A 21,176-nucleotide genomic window follows, 5' to 3' on the forward strand; every position below is an offset into this window, starting at 1 on the left:
CGCGCCCTCAGGCCGCGCCGCCCTCCTCCAGATCGAGGTCGTCCTCGCCGGTCTCGTCCTCGGTCACGCGCTCGACCGAGACGACCTTCTCGTCATCGGCGGTGTTGAAGACGATGACGCCCTGGCTGCCGCGCCCGACGATGCGGATGCCGTCGACCGGGCAGCGGATGAGCTGGCCGCCATCGGTGACCAGCATGATCTGGTCGGTCTCCTCCACCGGGAAGGACGCGACCAGCGGCCCGTTCCGCCCGTTCACCGCCATGGCGACGATGCCTTTGCCGCCGCGCCGGGTGATGCGGTACTCGAAGGACGAGGTGCGCTTGCCGTAGCCGTTCTGCGAAACGGTGAGGATGAACTGCTCGGCCGCGCTCATCTCTATATAGCGGTCCTGATCGACCTGAGCCGGCACACCGGCGGCAGCACCCTCGCCCGGCAGTTCCTCGGCCTCGACTTCGATCGCTTCCTCGGCCTCGCCCTCGACGCCGTTCTGGCTACGGCGGACGGCATTGGCCATCTTGATGTAGGCGGCGCGCTCCTCGGAGCTCGCCTCGACATGGCGGATGATCGCCATCGAGATGACGCGGTCGTCGCTGTCGAGCTGGATGCCGCGCACGCCCATGGAGTCGCGGCCCTTGAACACCCGCACCTCGGTGGTCGGGAAGCGGATGCACTGGCCCTTCGCGGTGGTGAGCAGCACGTCGTCGATGTCGCTGCAGAGCTGGACGTCGGCGATCTGCTCGCCCTCCTCCAGCTTCATGGCGATCTTGCCGTTGCGGTTCACATTGGTGAAGTCGGACAGCTCGTTGCGACGGACCGTCCCGCCGGTGGTCGCGAACATGATCTGTAGCCGGCTCCAGGCCTCCTCGTCCGGCAGGGGCATGATCGAGGTGATGCGCTCGTCGGCGTCCAGCGGCAGGATGTTGACCAGCGCCTTGCCGCGCGCCTGCGGCGCCGCCACGGGCAGGCGCCAGACCTTGAGCTTGTAGACCTGCCCCTTGGAGGAGAAGAACAGCACCGGCGCATGTGTCGAGGCCACGAAGAGGCGGGTGACGAAATCCTCCTCGCGCGTCTGCATGGCCGAGCGGCCCTTGCCGCCGCGCCGCTGCGCCCGGTAGGTCGAGAGCGGCACGCGCTTGACGTAGCCGGCATGCGACACGGTGACGACCATGTCCTCGCGGGCGATCAGGTCCTCGTCCTCGAAGTCGCCTTCCGCCTCGAGGATCTCGGTGCGCCGCGGCGTGCCGAACTCCTCCCGGATCGCGAGCAGCTCCTCGCGGACGATGGCGCGGATGCGCGCGCGGCTGGCCAGGATCTCCAGATAGTCCTTGATCTCGACCGCGATGCTGTCGAGCTCGTCGGCGATCTCGTCGCGGCCGAGCGCGGTGAGGCGCTGCAGGCGCAGATCGAGGATCGCGCGCGCCTGCTCGGCGGAGAGCCGGTAGGTGCCGTCCTCGGCGATGCGGTGGCGCGGATCGTCGATCAGCACGATCAGCGGCGCGACATCCGCCGCCGGCCAGTCACGGCTCATCAGCAGCTCGCGCGCCGTGTTGGGGTCCGGCGAGGTGCGGATGGTGCGGATCACCTCGTCGATATTGGCGACCGCGATGGCGAGGCCCACCAGCACATGGGCGCGGTCGCGCGCCTTGCGCAGAAGGAATTTCGTGCGCCGGCTAATGACCTCCTCGCGGAAGGCGACGAAGCTGGTCAAGAGGTCGTGCAGCGTCATCACCGCCGGCTTGCCGCCGTTCAGCGCCACCATGTTGGCGCCGAAGGAGGTCTGCAGCGCGGTCATGCGGAACAGGTTGTTCAGCACGATGTCGGCCTGCGCGTCGCGCTTGATCTCGATGACGACCCTGAGGCCCTCGCGCGAGGATTCGTCGCGGATCTCGGCGATGCCTTCGATGCGCTTGTCGCGCACCAGTTCGGCCATGCGCTCGATCATCGTCGCCTTGTTCACCTGATAGGGAATCTCGGTGACGATGATCGCCTCGCGCTCGCGGCGCAGCGTCTCGATGCTGGTGCGGGCCCGCATGATGATCGAGCCGCGGCCGGTGAGATAGGCCTGGCGGATGCCGCTGCGGCCGATGATGAGGGCGCCGGTCGGAAAGTCGGGACCCGGGATCAGCTCGATCAGGCGCTCGACATCGATGTCGGGCTCGTCGATCAGCGCGACGCAGGCGTCGATCACCTCGCCGAGATTGTGCGGCGGGATGTTGGTCGCCATGCCGACGGCGATGCCGCCGGCGCCGTTGACGAGCAGGTTCGGGAAGCGGGCCGGCAGGACGGTCGGCTCCTGCTCTCGCCCGTCATAATTGTCCTGGAAGTCGACGGTGTCCTTGTCGAGGTCGTCGAGCAGCGCCATCGCCGGGCGGGCGAGGCGCACCTCGGTGTAGCGCTCCGCCGCCGGCGGATCGCCGTCCACCGAGCCGAAATTCCCTTGCCCGTCCACCAGCGGCAGACGCATCGAGAAATCCTGCGCGAGGCGCACGAGCGCGTCATAGATCGCCTGGTTGCCGTGCGGATGGTACTTGCCCATCGTATCGCCGGTGACGCGGGCGGATTTGTTGTAGGCGCGGTCGGGCGTGTAGTTGTTCTCGCGCATCGAGAACAGGATGCGCCGGTGCACCGGCTTCAGGCCGTCGCGCACGTCGGGCAGCGCGCGCGAGACGATGACGCTCATCGCGTAGTCGAGATAGCTGCGAGAGAGCTCGTCGGTGATCGAGACGGGCCTGATGTCCGAAGGACCGCCGTCCTCCGGCCTGCTGGTATCGGAATCGGACAAGGAAGCACTTTCCGTAGTTGCGGAACCGCTCGCTTGATAGCCGATTCCGTTGCGGGACACCAGCGAAGCGGGCTTTCGAGGCCTCCGAAAACAATATATATATCAATGTGTTATGATTGTCTTTTGGAACCCGGTGGAGAACATGGCGGAAGCATGGCCAAATGGTTCATGGCTACCTCCCGAATGGAGGTGAACCATCGGCGGCGCTTCCGGGGCGCATCGCCTGGTCCGGCCACAAGGCGGGCCGGACGAACGACGGTGCCGGGACGGCGGCGGCTTGGGGCGCGAGACCTTGGGGCTCGAGACCTTGGGGCTTGAGATTTGGGGTGGGGGCCGACGGGAATGCTCGACTTTTTCATTTCGGCCGCCGTCACCATGCTGGTGGTGCTCGATCCGATCGGGCTCGCGCCCCTCTTCCTGGCGGTTACCGGCGGACTGTCGGAGGCGGAGCGCCGGCGCGTCGCCTGGCGGTCCTCCGGCATCGCGCTGGCGATCCTCGTGGTGTTCGGGGCGATAGGCGCGCCGCTGCTCGCCGCGCTCGGCATCAGCCTCCCCGCCTTCCGCATCGCCGGCGGGCTGCTGCTGTTCGCCATCTCCTTCGAGATGGTGTTCGGGCGGCGCACCGAGCGCAAGCCGGATACCGCCGAGGCGGCGCTGCGCGAGCAGCACCTGCACAATCTCGCGGTGTTCCCGCTCGCCATTCCGCTGATGGCGGGCCCCGGGGCGATCACCGCGATGATGCTGCTGGCCGGCGAGGCGCGGGGCGAGCCCGCCCTGCTGGCGATCCTGTTCGCGATCACCGTGGCGGTGATCGCGAGCTGCCTTGCCGTCTATCTCGCCGCCGAGCGCATGGACCGGCTGCTCGGCGTGACCGGCAATGCCATATTGACGCGCCTGCTCGGCGTGGTGCTCACCGCGCTTGCCGTGCAGTTCGTCATCGACGGCATCAAGGCGTCGTTCTTCACGTGACCGCCTCCGGCCGCCGTCTCCGGCCAGCCGGGCGGCGGTCGAACCAGGCGGAGGCCCGAACGTCCGCCCGCACCGGTCAGAACGGAATCTCGTCGTCGAGATCGGCGCTGCTCGGACGGCCACCACCACCGCCGCTGCCGCCACCTCCGACCGCAGCCGGCCGGCGCTCGCCTCCGCCGCCGAAGCTTCGGCCACCCGAAGAGCCGCCGAAACCCGAACCGCCGGAGCCGAAATCGCTGCCGCCGGCGGAATAGTCTTCACCCGACTCGGAGCCGCCACCCTTGCTGTCGAGGATCGTCAGCTCGCCACGGAACGGGCGCAGCACGACCTCGGTGAAATAGCGCTCCGCGCCCCCCTGGTCGGTCGCCTTCCGGGTCTCGAGCTGGCCCTCGATATAGACCTTGGAGCCCTTGCGCAGATACTGCTCGGCGACGCGCAGCAGGTTCTCGTTGAAGATCACCACGCTGTGCCATTCGGTGCGCTCGCGCCGCTCGCCGGACGCCTTGTCGCGCCAGGTCTCGGACGTCGCGATGCGCAGATTGCAGACCCGCCCGCCGTTCTGGAACGTACGCACCTCCGGGTCGCGGCCGAGATTGCCGACCAGGATCACCTTGTTGACGCTGCCCGCCATCCCGTTCCTCCATGTCGAGGCGCCCAGCGGGCCCGCCTCGGAACCGTGCCATCCAAACCACTATCCTAACCGCCCGCGCGCCGCGCGCGGAGGGCAGACCGGCCCCTTGTCCACACTCTTGCGCGAGCCGCGGCCCAAACCCGCAGCGCCGCGCACATCTGCGCGCGTTTCAGCACCTGAGATTATGTTCTTGTTATGTTCTAGCATCGCGATTAAGGTCGCGCAAGCGGTGATGACGCGGTGCAGCGGGATCACTATCTTAGGACGAGACGACGAGCGCCATCGACGAACCGGCACGCAGGTCCCGCTTGCGGCCGCGTCGCTTTTCGGCCGTTCGCCGGAGCCTGAATTGAAGACGACCGCGCGCGGTTCTCGGAAGCCGCCGCCTTATCTCTGCCGGAACGCTTGCATGACAGACCGTGTCGACACTCCCCGCCGCGACGCCCGCTCCATCAGCATCCGCGGCGCGCGGGAGCACAACCTCAAGAACGTCGATCTGGAAATCCCGCGCGACAGCCTGGTGGTGTTCACCGGCCTGTCGGGGTCCGGCAAGTCCTCGCTCGCCTTCGACACCATCTATGCGGAAGGCCAGCGGCGCTATGTCGAGAGCCTTTCGGCCTATGCGCGCCAGTTCCTCGAGATGATGCAGAAGCCGGACGTCGACCAGATCGACGGGCTCTCGCCGGCCATATCGATCGAGCAGAAGACCACCTCGAAGAACCCGCGCTCGACGGTCGGCACCGTCACGGAGATCTACGACTATATGCGCCTGCTCTGGGCGCGCGTCGGCGTGCCCTATTCGCCGGCGACCGGCCTGCCGATCGAGAGCCAGACGGTCAGCCAAATGGTCGACCGCGTGCTCTCCCTGCCCGAGAAGACGCGCCTCTATCTGCTCGCCCCGGTGGTACGCGGGCGCAAGGGCGAATACCGCAAGGAGCTGGCGGAGTTCCAGAAGAAGGGCTTCCAGCGCGTCAAGGTCGACGGCACCTTCCACGAGATCGCCGAGGCGCCGACGCTCGACAAGAAGTTCAAGCACGACATCGACGTGGTGGTCGACCGGCTGGTGGTGCGCCCCGACATTGCGAGCCGCCTCGCCGACAGCTTCGAGACGGCGCTCGGCCTCGCCGACGGCATCGCGGTGATCGAGTTCGCCGACGAGACGGACGCGGACGGCACGCCGAAGCGCATCATCTTCTCGGAGAAGTTCGCCTGCCCGGTCTCCGGCTTCACCATCCCCGAGATCGAGCCGCGGCTGTTCTCCTTCAACAATCCGTTCGGCGCCTGCCCGGTGTGCGACGGCCTCGGTCACGAGAGCAAGATCGATCCCGATCTGGTGGTGCCGGACAAATCGCGCTCGCTCAAGCAGGGCGCGCTGGCGCCGTGGGCGAAATCGAGCTCGCCCTATTACGGGCAGACGCTGGACGCGCTGGCGCGGCATTACGGCTTCAAGCTCACCGTACCGTGGTCCGATCTGCCCGAGAAGGTGCAGGGCGTGATCCTGCACGGCTCGGGCAGCGAGACGATCAAGTTCATCTATGACGACGGCATGCGTGCCTATGAGACGAACAAGACCTTCGAAGGGATCATCACCAATCTGGAGCGGCGCTGGCGCGAGACGGAGAGCGACTGGGCGCGCGAGGAGATCGGCAAGTATTTCTCGGCCGTGGCCTGCGCGGCCTGCAACGGCTACCGGCTGAAGCCCGAGGCGCTGGCGGTGAAGATAGCCGGCCGGCACATCGGCGAGGCGGCGCAGCTCTCGGTGCGCGCGGCGCTCGGCTGGTTCGAGGCACTGCCGGGGCAGCTCACCGAGAAGCAGAACGAGATCGCCGTGCGCATCCTCAAGGAGATCCGCGAGCGCCTCGCCTTCCTGCTCGATGTCGGGCTCGACTATCTCACCCTCGCCCGCGCCTCCGGCACGCTGTCGGGCGGCGAGAGCCAGCGCATCCGCCTCGCCTCGCAGATCGGATCGGGGCTCACCGGCGTGCTCTATGTGCTGGACGAGCCGTCGATCGGCCTGCACCAGCGCGACAATGAGCGCCTGCTCGGCACGCTGCGGCGGCTGCGCGATCTCGGCAATACGGTGATCGTGGTCGAGCATGACGAGGACGCGATCCTCGCGGCGGATTACGTGGTCGATGTCGGCCCGGGCGCCGGCGTGCATGGCGGGCGCATCGTCGCGCAGGGCACGCCGCAGCAGATCCTCGCCGATCCGGCCTCGCTCACCGGCAAGTACCTCACCGGCGAGCTCACCGTGCCGGTGCCCAAACGCCGCAAGCCGAACCCGAAGCGGATGCTCAAGGTGATCGGCGCGCGCGGCAACAATCTGAAGGACGTCAGCGCGGAAGTGCCGCTCGGCCTGTTCACGGCGGTGACCGGCGTCTCGGGCGGCGGCAAGTCGACGCTGCTGATCGACACGCTCTACAAGGCGGTGGCGCGCCGGCTGAACGGCGCCTCCGAGCCGCCGGCGCCGCATGATCGCATCGAGGGGCTGGAGCACCTCGACAAGGTGATCGACATCGACCAGTCGCCGATCGGCCGCACGCCGCGTTCCAACCCGGCGACCTATACCGGCGCCTTCACGCCGATCCGTGAGTGGTTCTCCGGCCTGCCGGAGGCCAAGGCGCGCGGCTACGGGCCGGGGCGCTTCTCCTTCAACGTGAAGGGCGGGCGCTGCGAGGCCTGCCAGGGCGACGGCGTCATCAAGATCGAGATGCACTTCCTGCCCGACGTCTACGTCACCTGCGACGTCTGCAAGGGCAAGCGCTACAACCGCGAGACTCTGGAGGTCACCTTCAAGAACAAGTCGATCGCCGACGTGCTGGACATGACGGTCGACGAGGGCGCGGAGTTCTTCAAGGCGGTGCCGGCGGTGCGCGAGAAGCTGGAGACGCTCTCGCGCGTCGGCCTCGGCTACATCCATGTCGGCCAGCAGGCCAACACACTCTCCGGCGGCGAGGCGCAGCGGGTGAAGCTCTCCAAGGAGCTCTCGCGCCGGGCGACGGGGCGCACGCTCTACATCCTCGACGAACCGACCACCGGCCTGCATTTCGCCGATGTGTCCAAGCTGCTGGAAGTGCTGCACGAGCTGGTCGAGCAGGGCAACACGGTGGTGGTCATCGAGCACAATCTCGAAGTGATCAAGACCGCCGACTGGGTGATCGACCTCGGCCCGGAAGGCGGTGACGGCGGCGGCGAGATCGTCGCGGTCGGCCCGCCCGAGGCGATCGCCAAGGCGGCGCGCAGCCACACGGGCCGCTTCCTCGCCGAGGTGCTGGCGCGCCGCCCGATGAAGCCCCGCGAGGCGGCGGAGTAGGCGCCGGCGGGCAGGACGCGGGTCGCCAGCCATGACGGGCTGGGAGCGAGACGTGGATGGCCGGGGTCAGGCCCGTTCAAACGACCCCGTCATGCTGAGGTGCCGGCCGTCAGGCCGGCCTCGAAGCACGCAGGTCGGTGCCGCAAGCCATAAGGTCAGTACCCTGCATCGGCCGTCTGCGTCCTTCGAGGCTCGCTTCGCGAGCGCCTCAGGATGACGACGGATGCGCGCGGCGAGGCGGTGCGGCCCGCAGCCCCTGCCCGACAATGGCGTGGAGCATGTGGCACTGGGTGGGCTCAGGCGGCGGCGGGCTGCGGTGAGGGTTGCGCACGCATGCCGAGGCCCAGCTTCACCGCGTGCGCGGTCGCGGCGATCAGCACGAGGGTGGCGCCGAGCTGGTGGGCCAGCGCGATGTCGATCGGCACCTGATGCACCAGCGTCAGGATGCCGAGCATCGCCTGCGCCGTGACCAGCCCCAGCAGCAGCAGGGCCCGTCGCGCCACGGCGCCGCCGTGATGGCGGGCGTCGAGCCAGTGCAGCAGAGTGAGCGTCCACAGCGTGTAGGCGAACATGCGGTGGTTGAACTGCACGGTGAGCACGTTCTCGAACAGGTTCCGCCAGGCGGGATGCTGCACGAACAGGCTCGCCACCGGCGGTATGAAATACCCGTCCATCAGCGGCCAGGTGGTGAAGGTCAGGCCGGCATCGAGCCCGGCGACCAGCCCGCCGAGGAAAATCTGGATCAGAACCGCGACGACGAGCAGCGCGGCGGTCGCCCGCAGCCGCCACGGCAGCCCCTCGCCCGGCGCCTCGCCGGCCCGGCCCGCGGCTCGGCCGGCCGGACGTATCGTCAGCGTGGTCGCGACGGTCGCGGCGAGGATCACGCAGGCAAGCGTGAGATGCATCGCCAGCCGGTACTGGCTGACATCGGTGCGGTTCACCAGACCGGAGGAGACCATCCACCAGCCGACCGCACCCTGCAGGCCGCCGAGCAGGAACAGGCCGCCGAGCCGCCAGGCGAGCGGGCGGTCGATCAGGCCGCGCCAGAGGAAGACGAGGAACGGCAGGAGAAAGGCGAAGCCGATCAGCCGGCCGAGCAGGCGGTGCGCCCATTCCCACCAGAAGATGGTGCGGAACTCGGCAAGGCTCATGCCCTTGTTGATCTGCTGGTATTGCGGGATCTGCTTGTACTTCTCGAACTCGGCCTGCCAGGCGGCCTCCGAGAGCGGCGGCAGCATGCCGGTCACCGGCTTCCATTCGGTGATCGACAGGCCGGATTCGGTCAGCCGGGTGGCGCCGCCGACCACCACCATCAGCACGATCAGCGCCGCCACGCCGTAGAGCCAGAGGCGGATCGGCCGCATGCGATCGGCGGTCCCTGGGGCGGCTGTCGTGCCATCGGTCGTCATGTCGGATCCTCCCGGCGGCGCGCCGTCGATCCCCCAATCGCTTTCGCTGCCGTGCGGCGAGCGATATAGACGGACCGAAGATGGCGGCAAGGGGACCAATTGCCTCGCCGGCCACGAAGATCAATCCGCGGGAGGAATTCCGATCGTGCATGAGCCCGCTTCCCGGCCCGAGACCGGCGGCCTGCCCCCGCGCCTGCGCAAATTCATCGGCACGGTGCTGATGATCGTGCTGGTGATCGTCTGGGCGCTCGGCGCCATGGGGCTGGCGCAGGGCCGCGTGACCACCCTGCCCGGCTATCTGCAGTTCTTCGCCTATATGCTGCTCGGCATTGGCTGGGTGTTCCCGGCCGGCCTGATCATCCGCTGGATGGTCAGGTACGACCGGCGGCCCGAAAGTCTCTGAGCGAGGCGAAGGGCAGGCCGGACAGGAGTGCGCCGACATAGCGCAGCTTCTGGAAGCGCCCGTTCAGCGAGATGCGTGGCAGGCTGTGCATGGCCTGCGCGTCGGACGGCTTCAGCACACCCGGGCGCGTCGTCACCGCCAGGCGGAAGCCGAGGCCGGCGGCGAAATGGAATTCCCGCGGCCCGGCGGATGAGAGGTCGCCCACCGGATAGGCAAAGGTGGTCACCGGGCGGTCGAGCCGGCGCTCGATCACCGTGCGGCTTTCGCGCATCTCGGTGGCGGCGTCCGGACCGGTGAGCGTGGCGAGACGCGGATGGGTCACCGTATGGGCGCCGAAGGTGACCAGCGGATCGTCCGACAGCGCGTCCAGCTCGTCCCAGTCCATACAGAGCTCGCGGCAGAAGGAGCGCGTGTCGATCCCGTTCCGCTCCGCGAGGCCGCGCACGATGCCGAGCACCTGCGGTTCGCTCATGGCGCGCAGGCGCCAGTAGATCGCGTCATAGGCGGCGCCCTTGGCGGCGTCGGTGCGGCAATCGAAACTCTCCTCGCCCTCGCCGAGATCGATGACGACCCGATCGCTGCGCGCGATCACATCTTCGAGCGCGAGCCACCAGAGCTCGCCACGCTGGTCCGCGAAGGCGGTGGTGACGAAGAGCGTCCAGGGCACGTTGTGCCGGCGCAGGATCGGCTGCGCATAAGCCATGTTGTCGCGGTAACCGTCGTCGAAGGTGAGGCAGACGAAGCGCCGCGTCGTCGTGCCGGCGGCCAGCCGCCGGCCGGCCTCCTCGAGGTCGACGAACTCGAAGCCGGCGCGCCGGATATAGCCGAGCACGGCGTCCAGGAACTCGGGCGTGATCTCAAGGAGGCCATTGGGATCGAAGCCCCGCTTCCGCGCCGGGCGCACGTGATGCAGCGTCAGCAATGCGCCGAGGCCGCCGGTGGCCGGCGCGGCCATGCGTGACAGTCCCGATAGCGCCATCGCTTCGAGGCCGCAACGATACACGAGGTAACGCATGTTCACGGCTGCATGATACCTGTCGAATTTTATCTATCTTCCGACGGGATTCTTGAATAATTCGTGGCACCCTGACCATGTAATCGAATGTTTTCGGGATATTGCGGCCGCTCATGGTCTATATTGCTCGCGTGAACGACCTTTCCGGCCCCCTGCAGACGCACTCCGTACTTGGACGCGTGAGCGTTCATCGCAGCTTCGCGCCGGCCGCCTGTGCCTGGCGCCAGTTGGAGAGCGAGGGGCTGCTCACCCCCTATCAGCATCTCGACTTCGTCGAGACGTGGTGGCGGGAGATCGGCCAGAAGGACAATCAGCGCCTTCTGATCGCGGTCGGGCGCGGTGCGCTGGACGAGCCCACCTTCCTCTGGCCGCTGAGGGAGCGGCGCGTCGGCCCGCTCGTGCTCGCCGAGCCGCTCGGGGGCAAGCATGCGAGCTATCATTTCGGACCCTGGAGCCCGCGCGTGCTGGCGGAAGGGCCAGCGGCCATCAGCGCGGCGGTCGCCCAGTTCGCCGCCGCCGCCCCGCATGTCGATGCGCTGATCCTGCCGCGGCAGGTCGCCGAATGGCGCGGGCACGCCAATCCCATGGTGGCGCTCTCGTCCTCCCCCTCGGTGTCGAACGCCTATCGCACCCGGCTGGAGGCGGACCCTGATGCGCATATGCGCCGGGTGATGAGCCACGACGCGCGCAAGCAGGTGCGCTCCAAGACGCGCAAGTTCGAGGCCCTGCCCGGCTTCCGCGTCGTGCGGGCGAGCGAGCCCGGCGAGGTCGACCGCCTGCTGGACGCCTTCATGCGGCAGAAGGCGGAGCGTTTCGCCGAGCTCGGCATCGCCAATCCCTTCACCGTGCCCGGCACGCTCGACTTCTTCCGCCTGCTGGCGAATGAGACGCGCGACGAACCCTCCTTCTCCTTCGAGCTGCTCGGCCTCGAGGCGGGCGGCGAGGTACAGGCGGTCATGGGCGGGATCGGCGACGGCCGCCGCTTCTCGGCGATGATCAATTCATTCGCGGTGGAGCCCCATGGCCGGCTGACGCCGGGCTACGTGATCACCGGGCTCCTGATCGCCGATCTCTGCCGTCGCGGGTACGAGGCCTTCGACCTCGGCGTCGGCGAGGCGCGCTACAAATCGCAGTTCTGCGATGAAACCGAGACGCTGGTCGATGTGCGCATACCGCTCACGGCGGCGGGGCGCGCCTATTCCCGTGCCAGCCAGGAAGTGCAGCGGCTGAAGCGGACGGTGAAGCACACACCGGCGCTGTGGAGCACGGTCTCCCGCCTGCGACGGGTCTGGACCTTCTAGAGCTGTTACGCCGCCTCGGCGGCCGTCGTCTCAGTGCTCTCAGCGAAGGTCACCATGGCGATGTCGCTGAAGCCGCGGCGGGCGAGCCCGTCGAAGGTCTCGACGGCGTCGGTCGCCGCTCCGCCCGGAGGCGTGACGAGGATCACCGTCGGCTTCAGCGCGGCGATGCGCTCGGCGCCCTCGACATGGCCGAGCGGCTGCGCGGCGACCACCACATGGTCATAGGTCTGGGCCAGGGCGCTGAGGATCAGGATCAGCCGGTCCGCGGAGGCCAGACCGTCCGGGTTGCTGCCGCCGCGGCCCGGCGGGATCACATGGCAGCGCGATCCGGTCTCGCGGTGGATCGCCTCGGAGAAGGTGGCGACACCGAACAGCAGGTCGGTGAGGCCGGGCGCGCGGGGGTCGGGCGTGAGCTGGTGCAGCGCCGCGGCATCGGTGTCGAGGCACACCAGGGCGCTGCGCCGGCCGGAAGCGGCGAGCGAACGGGCCAGCGCGAGGGCGCAGCGGCTGGCGCCGTCGTCCCCTTCCATGCCGGTCACCACGACGAGGCGCGCCTCGGCCTCGCGCAACTGGATCAGCCGCGTCAGGTCGGCGAGCGTGCTCTCCGGGGCGGAGGAGCCGTTCGCCATCGCCTTGTCGCCGAGGTTGTCGTCGGACGAGCGGCCGCCGATCCACGGCAGATGCTGCGGGCGCCCATTGTCGGCCGGGCCGGGAACCGGCGACGGCGTGCTGGGGCCGGTGGGGGCCGGCGCGCCGAAGATGGCGCTGCCGACGGACAGGGACGCGATCAAAAGGAAGGTGCCGAGCGTCACGATGAGGATGATGGGCACCTTCTTCGGGAAGGTCGGCTCGAGCGCGGGAGCGGCGCGCGAGATGATCCGCGCATCGGGCTGCACGGAGGCCGGGTCCTCGCGGGAGGCGGCGTCGCGATAGCGGCCGAGATAGCTTTCGAGCAGCTCGCGCTGGGCACGCGCCTCGCGCTCCAGCGCACGTAGCTGCACATCCTGCTCGCCGGCGACGCTCGCCTGCTTCTTGAGCTGGTCGAGCTGGTTGGCGATCTGCTCGGCGCGAACGCCGGCGATGCGGGCATCGTTTTCGAAGCTGCGGACCACCGCCTCCGCCTCGCGGCGGATCTGCTGCTCGAGGTCGGCAAGCTGCGCCCGCAATTCGCGGATGCGCGGGTGGCGCGGCAGCAGGGTCGCCGACTGCTCGGCGAGCGCCGCCTGCAGCAGGATGCGGCGCTCGACCAGCGCGCGGATGAGGCCGGAATTCAGCATGTCGGTCGATTCGATCGAACCGCCGCTCCGCAGCATGGAACGGATCGCCGCCGCCCTGCTTTCGGCATCGCCCTTCTGGGCGCGCGCGGTGGTGAGCTGGGTGGTCAGTTCGCCGAGCTGCTGCGCCGAGAGAGTGACGCCGCCGGCGCCGACATAGAGATTCGCCTGCGAACGGAAGGCTTCGACCTTCGCCTCGGCTTCCGCTACGCGCGGACGCAGGCTGGCGATCTCGTTGGACAGCCACTGCGTGCTCTGCCGGGTCGCGGCGGCGCGCGAGACCTGCTGCAGGCGCAGATAGGCGTCGGCAACGGCATTGGCGATGCGCGCCGCGAGCTCGGCATTGGTCGAGGTGAACTCGATGACGATCACGCGGGACAGGTCGACGTGATAGGCGTGCAGGTTCTTCTGGAAGGCCGCGAGAACCCGCTCTTCCTGCGTCTGCACCGACGGGCCGACATTGATGCCGAGCCAGTTGAGGACGCGGATGAGCCTGCCCGGCTTCTGGGCGAATTCGGGAAGCTGGTCGAGCTTCAGTTCCTGGATCACCTCCCGCGCCAGATCGCGCGAGGAAATGACCTGCACCTGGCTCAGGATCGCCTCGGGATTGACGACGTCACTGCCCTGCCCCAACGAGTCGCTGGCCGGCCGGTTGAAGACCGTCTGCCCGCTCTCGATCAGGACGCGGGCTTCCGAGGAGTAGTAGGGCGCGATGAAATTCACCGCGACCGCGGCCAGCAGCCCGACGACGATCGTCGGTATGATGATCCGAAACCGCCGCCGCCAGAGGTGGCGACCGAGGGCGCGCACGTCGATCTCCCGTCCGCCTTCGGCGTAGGGCGACGATTCCCGGGGAAGACTCGCATTCTCGATGTTCGACATGGCGGCATAGTGCGAGATGTTGGTTTCCACCACGTTAAGGATGCGACATCCGCCGGTTACCAATCATTAACCATGGCGCGGCACTACTGCATTGCATTCAAGAACTGGGGCCGGGGATTCTTCATGTATGCGCGCCTTGCGGTGGTGCTGTTGAGCCTGCTGATTTCGGCGTGTGCGTCGCGTCAGGCGATAACGGTCGATCCGGCTTTCGAGGCCCCCTACACGCTCGACGCCGGCGACCGGCTGCGCGTCGTCGTGTTCGGCCAGGCCAGCCTGTCGAACACCTATGCGGTCGACGCCTCCGGCAAGATCGCGATGCCGCTCGTCGGTATGATCGAGGCGCGCGGGCGGACGACCTCGGAAATGCAGAAGGCCATCCAGGCGAAGCTGAGCCAGGGTTTCGTGCGCGATCCGAACGTCGCGGTCGAGGTCGAGACCTACCGGCCCTTCTTCGTGCTCGGCGAGGTGACCAATGCAGGCCAGTTTCCCTATGTCGCCAATCTGACGGTGGAGACCGCCGTTGCCATCGCCGGCGGATATTCTCCGCGCGCGGTAAGGGATTCTGCACGGCTTTCACGCAATGTTGACGGCCAGATCGTCACCGCGACGGTGCCCTCCACCTATCCGGTTCGCCCCGGCGACACCGTCAACATCCAGGAACGCTGGTTCTGATCATGGACGCGTCCGAACGCCCGCTGCGCATTCTGCATGTGCTCCGGGCGCCCGTCGGCGGCTTGTTCCGCCATGTGCTGGACCTTGCCGCCGCGCAGGCCGAGCGCGGGCACCGCGTCGGTATTCTCGCCGATTCGATCACCGGCGGAGCGCGCGGCGCCGAACAGTTGGCGCGGATCGCGCCGGAGATGGCGCTCGGCGTGAAGCGAATCCCGATGAACCGCCTGCCGAGCCCGCTCGACATCCCCGCCATCTGGAAGGCTTCGGCCCATGCGCGGGCCGTCAAGGCCGACATCATCCATGGCCACGGCGCCAAGGGCGGTCTCTATGCCCGTCTCGCCCGCGGCGGGGCGGCGACGGCCTATACGCCGCACGGCGGCAGCCTGAACTTCAACCGGAACACCCCGGCCGGGTTTCTCTATCTGAGCTGCGAGTCGGCGCTGCGCGCCTTTACCGACATCTCCCTGTTCGAGAGCGCCTACGCCCGCAACGTCTACGAGGCGAAGATCGGCAGGCCGCACGGCGTGCAGCGCATCGTGCACAACGGCATCGCACCCGCCGAGTTCACGCCGGTCGAGCCGGCCGCCGACGCGACCGACCTGATCTTCATCGGCGAGATGGCGGTGCGCAAGGGCGTCGACATCCTGTTCCAGGCGCTGAACCGCCTGAATGCCCGCAACGTCCGGCTGACCCTCACCGCGGTCGGCTCGGGACCGGAGGAAGAGGCGCTCAAGCTTCTTTCGCAGGAACTCGGACTGTCCGGCCAGATCACCTTCCGCCCTCCGATGAACGCCCGGCAGGCCTTCGCGCTCGGCCGGGTGCTGGTCGTGCCGTCACGGGCCGAGTCGCTGCCCTACATCGTCCTCGAAGGCCTCGCGGCGGGCCGGCCGATGGTCGCGACGAATGTCGGCGGCATGCCGGAGATCTTCGGTCCCCATACCGATTCACTGGTTCCGGCCGGTGATGTCGAGGCGCTCGCCGCGGCGATCAGCAAGGATCCCGGCGCCCTTGCCGCCCAGACCGCGGACCTGCGCGATTTCGTGAAACGCGGCTTTTCCATCAGCGCGATGTGCGATGGGATTATGGATGCTTACCGCGCAGGGTTAGATTTGCGACATTCGGCTTAATTATTGCTCGACCGGAAGCTGGCATGATCCGTCCGCGCTTGAGGGGGCGGGCAGTTTCGACCGGCCGATGGGATTGCATTCAATATGACCGATGAAAATTCGCGTGGACCGTTGCAGGCATCCGCCATCGACGTGTCGTCGCTGGGGCGTGCCCGCAATACGTCGGGCCCGACAATCGAACTCGGCCCGCTCGCCGCGCAGATCGCCGCCCGGCCGGTCGTTCCGGCGATATCGCGCGTCGTGCTGGCGGGCGCCGTGCGCCTGGTCGATTTCGCGCTGATCACGCTCGTCGGCCTCGCGCTGCAGCTCGCCTACGTCTTTCCGGTCGAGGGCATTCCGCTCTCCTATGTGATCGCCATTCCGGCGACCGCCCTGCTCGCGGTCGCCTCCTTTCAGACCGCCCGCGTCTACGACGTGAGCACGCTGCATCAGATCGTGCCACAGCTCGGGCGCATCGCCGCCGCCTGGGCAGCCGCCTTCGCGATCGCGCTCGCGGTCGTGTTCTTCGCCAAGCTCGACGGCATGTTCTCGCGCGTGTGGCTGACCACATGGTTCTTCGCCGGCTTCTTCGCGATCATCGCCGAGCGCAGCATCCTCGCGCGGCTGACATCGCACTGGATCGCCGAGGGTCGCCTGACCCGGCGCACCGTCATCGTGGGCGGCGGCGAAGCGGGCGAGGAGCTGATCGAGGCGATCCAGGACGACGAGCATGGCGACGTCGAGATCATCGGCTTCTTCGACGACCGCAGCGACGACCGCTCGCCACCCATGCTGCGCGGCATCGCCAAGCTCGGCACGGTCGACGACCTCGTCGAGTTCGCCCGCCTCACCCGCATCGACCTGCTGATCGTCTCGTTGCCGGTCACCGCCGAGGAGCGGGTGCTGGAGATGCTCAAGAAGCTGTGGGTGCTGCCCGTCGACATCCACCTGTCCGCCCATTCTAGCCGGCTGCGGCTGCGCCCCCGCTCCTATTCCTATATCGGCTCGGTGCCGGTGCTGCCGATCTACGACAAGCCGATCGCGGACTGGGACGTGGTGCAGAAATGGCTGTTCGACCGCATCGTCGGCGGGCTGATGCTGCTCGCCTTGTCGCCGGTGATGCTCGCCGTCGCCATCGCGGTGAAGCTCGACAGCCGAGGCCCGGTATTCTTCCGCCAGCGGCGCTACGGCTTCAACAACGAGCTGATCGAGGTGTTCAAGTTCCGGTCCATGTATGTGGACCAGAACGACGCCACGGCGGCGAAGCTGGTGACCAAGGGCGATCCAAGGGTGACGCGCGTCGGCCGCTTCATCCGCAAGACCAGCCTCGACGAGCTGCCGCAGCTCATCAACGTGGCGATCTTCGGCAATCTGTCGCTGGTCGGCCCCCGCCCCCACGCCCTGCACGCCAAGGCCGAGAACAAGCTCTACAACGACGTCGTGGACGGCTATTTCGCCCGCCACCGGGTGAAGCCGGGGATCACCGGCTGGGCGCAGATCAATGGCTGGCGCGGGGAGACCGACACCAGCGAGAAGATCCAGAAGCGCGTCGAGTATGATCTGTTCTACATCGAGAACTGGTCGGTGCTGTTCGACCTGATCATCCTGATACGCACCCCCTTCGCGCTGCTGAAGACCGACAACGCCTACTGAAAGGCGCGCCGCTCAGGGCGCGACGAGGTAGTGCTGGCCCCACTCGTCCTTCGGGATGGCGTCGCCGAGCGAATAGTCGAAGGAGCGGACGTCGAGACCGTCGGCCGTCGTCTCGCACTGATAGGACATGTGGTACCAGGTGCTGCCGCTGCGGATCGCCGCGCCGGGCGCCTTGATGGTCGAGCCGGTGATCTTGGTGTCCTTGTAGGCATAGGCGACCAGCTCGTCGGGCTTCATGTCCCTGTGGTCGCGGCCGACCTCGCCCATGCCGCGCGCATTGCAGCGCTGCTCGATGCGGGCGGTGGGATCGAGCTCCAGCATCTCGTTTTCGCGCACGCCCTTGTCGCGCGCCGCGGCGGTCTCGGTGCCCGAGCGCTTCGCCTCGGCGGCGGAGCTGGCGATCGCCATTGCCGCCGCCAGAATCAAGAGGGTGTGACGCTGCATGCCGCTGCCCTATGTTCGAACCTGTCGCCACCTTCTCGCGAACGGATGTGGCGGCACTGCGTCGAACCGCGCCGGCGAAGGCCCGTTCGGCCCGCCACCGGATACCCGCATGTGGGGCGAGATGAGAATGGTCGGAGCGAGAGGATTTGAACCTCCGACCCCCAGTCCCCCAGACTGGTGCGCTAACCGGGCTGCGCTACGCTCCGACGGAAACGGCGCGGACTATAGTGATAAGGTCCTGCCGGCGCAACAGCCGGAAAAGCGTTGCAAACACTGAAATCGAGACCGGGCTTTCGCGATGCACCATCACGCTCACGCTGCTTCCGCGACCGACGAGGCCGATGCCGCGCCGCTGCTGATTCCCGAGAGCGCGGAGATGCTGGCCCGGCTCGAGCAACGCCGCTCGGTGCCGCTGCGCTCGCTCGCTGAACCCGGCCCGACCGCCGGCGAGCTCGATCGCATGCTGCGGCTCGCGGCGCGGGTGCCGGACCATGGCCGGCTGGTGCCGTGGCGATTCGTGGTGATCGAGGGCGAGGCGCGTCGCGCGCTCGGCGCGCGGCTCGACGCGCTCTATGCCCGGCAGAACCCCGGCCTCGCGCCGGCGAAGTCGGACATGTGGACGCTCTATTTGATGCGCGCGCCGGTCACCGTCGTCGTGGTCAGCCGGCCCGATCCGGGCGCGAAAGTGCCGGAATGGAACCAGGTGCTGTCCGCCGGGGCAGCCGGCATGGCACTGACGGTGGCGGCGAGCGCCATGGGGTTCGCCACGCAATGGCTGCTCAAGTGGCCGGGCCGCGACCGCGAGGCCGCCACCCTCCTCGGCGTCTCAGCCGGCGAGAGCGTCGCCGGCTTCATCCATATCGGCCGGCCGACGCGGCTCGCCGAGGACCGGCCCCGGCCGGACCCGGCGAGCATCGTCACCCGCTGGAGCGCGGATCAGTCCTCGATGTCGAACGACACGCCCTGAGCCAGCGGCAGGGTGCGCGAGTAGTTGATGGTGTTGGTGGCGCGCCGCATATAGGCCTTCCACGCGTCGGAGCCCGCTTCGCGCCCGCCGCCGGTCTCCTTCTCGCCGCCGAAGGCGCCGCCGATCTCGGCGCCGGACGGGCCGATATTCACGTTCGCAATGCCGCAGTCCGAGCCTTCCGCCGAGACGAAGGCCTCGGCCTCGCGCATGTCGTTGGTGAAGATCGAGGAGGACAGGCCCTGCGGCACGTCGTTCTGCAGGGCGATCGCCTCCGGCAGCCCGGTGACGCGCAGCACATAGAGGATCGGCGCGAAGGTCTCCTGACGCACGATGTCCGCCTGCTCGTCGATCTCGACGAGGGCGGGACGCACGTAATAGGCGCCCGATGCGCGGTCGGCATGGACGCGCTCGCCGCCATGCACGCGGGCGCCGGCGGCGCGGGCGGCGTCGAGCGCCTTCTGCATGCCGGCGAAGGACGCCTCGTCGATCAGCGGGCCGATCAGCGTGCCCGGCGCGCGGGGATCGCCGATCGCCACCGAGCCATAGGCCTTGATCAGGCGCGGCACGAGCGTGTCGTAGACGCTCTCATGCACGATCAGACGCCGCAGCGTGGTGCAACGCTGGCCGGCGGTGCCCATGGCAGCGAAGGCGATGCCGCGCAGCGCGATGTCGAGGTCGGCCGAGGGGCAGACGATGGCGGCATTGTTGCCGCCGAGCTCCAGGATCGAACGGCCGAAGCGGCGCGCCACGCGCTCGCCGACGATCCTTCCCATGCGGGTGGAGCCGGTCGCGGAGATCACCGGCACGCGGGCATCGTCCACCAGCGCGGCGCCAACCTCGCCGGCGCCGACGAGCACCTGCGACAGGCCCGCGGGGGCATCGCCGAAGCGGGCGGCGGCGCGCTCGAACAGCGCCTGCACGGCGAGCGCGGTAAGCGGCGTCTTCTCCGACGGCTTCCACAGCACGCTGTCGCCGCAGACGAAGGCGAGCGCGGCGTTCCACGACCACACCGCGACCGGGAAGTTGAAGGCGGTTACCACGCCGACCGGCCCGACCGGGTGCCAGGTCTCCATCATGCGATGGCCCGGCCGCTCGGAGGCGATGGTGAGGCCATAGAGCTGGCGCGAGAGGCCGACCGCGAAATCGCAGATGTCGATCATCTCCTGCACCTCGCCGAGGCCCTCGGAGACGATCTTGCCGGCTTCCAGCGTGACGAGGCGGCCGAGCGCGGTCTTGTGCGCGCGCAGCTCCTCGCCGAGCAGGCGGACGAGCTCGCCACGGCGCGGCGCCGGCACGGTGCGCCAGGCGCGGAACGCCTCGACCGAGCGGGCCACGGCGGCGGCGACATCCGCGACGGACGCGTCGCTCACCTGGGCGACGACCTCGCCCGTCACCGGCGAGCGCACCGCTCGCCCCCCACCCTGCCAGGCGGAGGCCGGCACGCCCATGCCGTTGAGCAGCTCGGCAACCTCGGTCGCGGCGTCGTTCAGATTGGGCTGGATGGTCATGTCAGGGCTCCCGGCACTGGTGGCTTCCGGCTGGCGTCGAAGCCGCTTTCCTTATCACTGCGGCGGCGCGTCGCAATCCCGTCGCTCGTCGCGGCCTCGCCCCGACATATGCCGCCATGGCATGACGGGAGACGATCTCGTCATCGCAGCATCGTAATAATAAGCGCAAAAATCGTCTAAATAAGCGGCTTTCCAGACCATCGCGCGCGATGTAAAGCTCATCTCTTCCGCAGTGCGAAGACCTCCGATTTCACCTTGCGGATCTACGCTATGCAGAGCGTGGCATTACGGCCGCAGCCGGCCGTAATGCGTATCCGAGGATCCAGTCTTCTCGAAATCGCCACAAGGTGGCACAATCGCGGCCACATTTTCTTGTTCATCGACCGTTCACCTGTCAACGGGAGAAGGAACGAGCGATTGAAGGCTTGGGGATTTGGACGAATCGCCCGCATGGGGGTTCTTGCGGGTGGTGTCGCCGTCGGTGCTTCCGCCCTTGCGTGCACCGGGGCCGTCGCAGGCGAAGCCAAGAGCGGCGCCAAGGCCGGCACCATGAGCGGCATGGCATCCTATTACGGCTATGGCGGACGCACCGCCAATGGCGAGCGGCACAACGCGCAGGCCATGACCGCCGCCCACCGCACCCTGCCCTTCGGCACCAAGGTGCGCGTCACCAACACCTCGAACGGCCGCTCGGTCGTGCTGCGCATCAATGATCGCGGTCCCTTCGTGAAGGGACGGGTGATCGACGTGTCGACCGGCGCCGCCGAAGTGCTCGGCTTCCGCTCGCGCGGCGTGGCCAAGGTGCAGCTCGCCGTCGTCGAATAATCAGCGGGAACGCGCCGGCACG

Annotated in this window: 16 protein-coding genes and 1 tRNA gene; 9 read left to right on the top strand and 8 right to left on the bottom strand. The window is 68.2% G+C overall.

The window, feature by feature from the left end; translation table 11 throughout:
* Positions 1–7: 7 nt before the first annotated feature.
* Positions 8–2,782, bottom strand: coding sequence for a DNA gyrase subunit A (gyrA, locus tag U742_RS0119440; protein WP_029356086.1), 2,775 nt, complete (start codon positions 2,780–2,782; stop codon positions 8–10).
* 342 nt (positions 2,783–3,124) lie between these two features.
* On the opposite strand from gyrA, the gene U742_RS0119445 reads away from it, so the two are divergent.
* Positions 3,125–3,751, top strand: a complete 627-nt coding sequence (locus tag U742_RS0119445) for a MarC family protein (protein WP_029356088.1) — start codon at positions 3,125–3,127, stop codon at positions 3,749–3,751.
* 76 nt (positions 3,752–3,827) lie between these two features.
* On the opposite strand, the gene ssb is transcribed toward U742_RS0119445, so the two are convergent.
* On the bottom strand, positions 3,828–4,382 hold the full coding sequence (ssb, locus tag U742_RS0119450) for a single-stranded DNA-binding protein (RefSeq protein ID WP_029356090.1): 555 nt from the start codon (positions 4,380–4,382) through the stop codon (positions 3,828–3,830).
* A 409-nt stretch (positions 4,383–4,791) separates the two neighbouring features.
* Between ssb and uvrA the strand changes: the two genes are divergently transcribed.
* Positions 4,792–7,695, top strand: a complete 2,904-nt coding sequence (gene uvrA / locus U742_RS0119455) for an excinuclease ABC subunit UvrA (protein WP_029356092.1) — start codon at positions 4,792–4,794, stop codon at positions 7,693–7,695.
* A gap of 296 nt (positions 7,696–7,991) precedes the next feature.
* On the opposite strand, the gene U742_RS0119460 is transcribed toward uvrA, so the two are convergent.
* Positions 7,992–9,059, bottom strand: a complete 1,068-nt coding sequence (locus tag U742_RS0119460) for a COX15/CtaA family protein (RefSeq protein WP_248310426.1) — start codon at positions 9,057–9,059, stop codon at positions 7,992–7,994.
* Between the two features lie 190 nt (positions 9,060–9,249).
* On the opposite strand from U742_RS0119460, the gene U742_RS23645 reads away from it, so the two are divergent.
* On the top strand, positions 9,250–9,507 hold the full coding sequence (locus tag U742_RS23645; RefSeq protein WP_051661343.1) for a DUF2842 domain-containing protein: 258 nt from the start codon (positions 9,250–9,252) through the stop codon (positions 9,505–9,507).
* Here the strand turns inward: U742_RS23645 and U742_RS0119470 are convergent.
* Entirely contained in the window at positions 9,476–10,462 is a 987-nt protein-coding gene (locus U742_RS0119470) for a polysaccharide deacetylase family protein (RefSeq protein WP_248310427.1), read from the bottom strand. The two genes, U742_RS23645 and U742_RS0119470, sit on opposite strands and share 32 nt — an antisense overlap.
* Before the next feature lie 173 nt (positions 10,463–10,635).
* Between U742_RS0119470 and U742_RS0119475 the strand changes: the two genes are divergently transcribed.
* Positions 10,636–11,823 carry a GNAT family N-acetyltransferase gene (locus U742_RS0119475; RefSeq protein WP_029356100.1) on the top strand — a complete coding sequence of 396 codons (1,188 nt, stop codon included), beginning with the start codon at positions 10,636–10,638 and terminating at the stop codon, positions 11,821–11,823.
* 5 nt (positions 11,824–11,828) lie between these two features.
* On the opposite strand, the gene U742_RS0119480 is transcribed toward U742_RS0119475, so the two are convergent.
* The gene (locus U742_RS0119480) at positions 11,829–13,907 is read right to left on the bottom strand and encodes a GumC family protein (RefSeq protein WP_197028294.1); all 2,079 of its coding nucleotides are present in this window, start codon (positions 13,905–13,907) and stop codon (positions 11,829–11,831) included.
* Between U742_RS0119480 and U742_RS0119485 the strand changes: the two genes are divergently transcribed.
* From U742_RS0119485 to U742_RS0119495, 3 genes are all read left to right on the top strand, one after another.
* Positions 13,887–14,651 (top strand): polysaccharide biosynthesis/export family protein, encoded by a 765-nt coding sequence (locus tag U742_RS0119485; protein ID WP_348981018.1) that lies wholly within the window; start codon positions 13,887–13,889, stop codon positions 14,649–14,651. The two genes, U742_RS0119480 and U742_RS0119485, sit on opposite strands and share 21 nt — an antisense overlap.
* 2 nt (positions 14,652–14,653) lie before the next feature.
* Positions 14,654–15,778 carry a glycosyltransferase gene (locus tag U742_RS0119490; RefSeq protein WP_029356106.1) on the top strand — a complete coding sequence of 375 codons (1,125 nt, stop codon included), beginning with the start codon at positions 14,654–14,656 and terminating at the stop codon, positions 15,776–15,778.
* 84 nt (positions 15,779–15,862) lie between these two features.
* On the top strand, positions 15,863–17,410 hold the full coding sequence (locus U742_RS0119495; protein WP_029356109.1) for an undecaprenyl-phosphate glucose phosphotransferase: 1,548 nt from the start codon (positions 15,863–15,865) through the stop codon (positions 17,408–17,410).
* A gap of 12 nt (positions 17,411–17,422) precedes the next feature.
* On the opposite strand, the gene U742_RS0119500 is transcribed toward U742_RS0119495, so the two are convergent.
* Together U742_RS0119500 and U742_RS0119505 are read right to left on the bottom strand one after the other, a co-directional pair.
* A complete protein-coding gene (locus U742_RS0119500; protein ID WP_248310428.1) occupies positions 17,423–17,854 on the bottom strand; it encodes a DUF930 domain-containing protein in 432 nt (143 codons plus the stop codon).
* 128 nt (positions 17,855–17,982) lie between these two features.
* Positions 17,983–18,060, bottom strand: a tRNA-Pro gene (locus U742_RS0119505).
* A 92-nt stretch (positions 18,061–18,152) separates the two neighbouring features.
* On the opposite strand from U742_RS0119505, the gene U742_RS0119510 reads away from it, so the two are divergent.
* Positions 18,153–18,821 (top strand): nitroreductase family protein, encoded by a 669-nt coding sequence (locus U742_RS0119510; RefSeq protein WP_029356112.1) that lies wholly within the window; start codon positions 18,153–18,155, stop codon positions 18,819–18,821.
* Here the strand turns inward: U742_RS0119510 and U742_RS0119515 are convergent.
* On the bottom strand, positions 18,791–20,329 hold the full coding sequence (locus tag U742_RS0119515) for an L-piperidine-6-carboxylate dehydrogenase (RefSeq protein WP_029356114.1): 1,539 nt from the start codon (positions 20,327–20,329) through the stop codon (positions 18,791–18,793). The genes U742_RS0119510 and U742_RS0119515 overlap by 31 nt on opposite strands.
* Before the next feature lie 450 nt (positions 20,330–20,779).
* Between U742_RS0119515 and U742_RS0119520 the strand changes: the two genes are divergently transcribed.
* On the top strand, positions 20,780–21,154 hold the full coding sequence (locus tag U742_RS0119520) for a septal ring lytic transglycosylase RlpA family protein (RefSeq protein WP_029356116.1): 375 nt from the start codon (positions 20,780–20,782) through the stop codon (positions 21,152–21,154).
* Positions 21,155–21,176: the final 22 nt, after the last annotated feature.

The organism is Allobosea sp. 117 (genome assembly GCF_000702305.1).
Classification (GTDB): Bacteria; Pseudomonadota; Alphaproteobacteria; order Rhizobiales; family Xanthobacteraceae; genus Ancylobacter.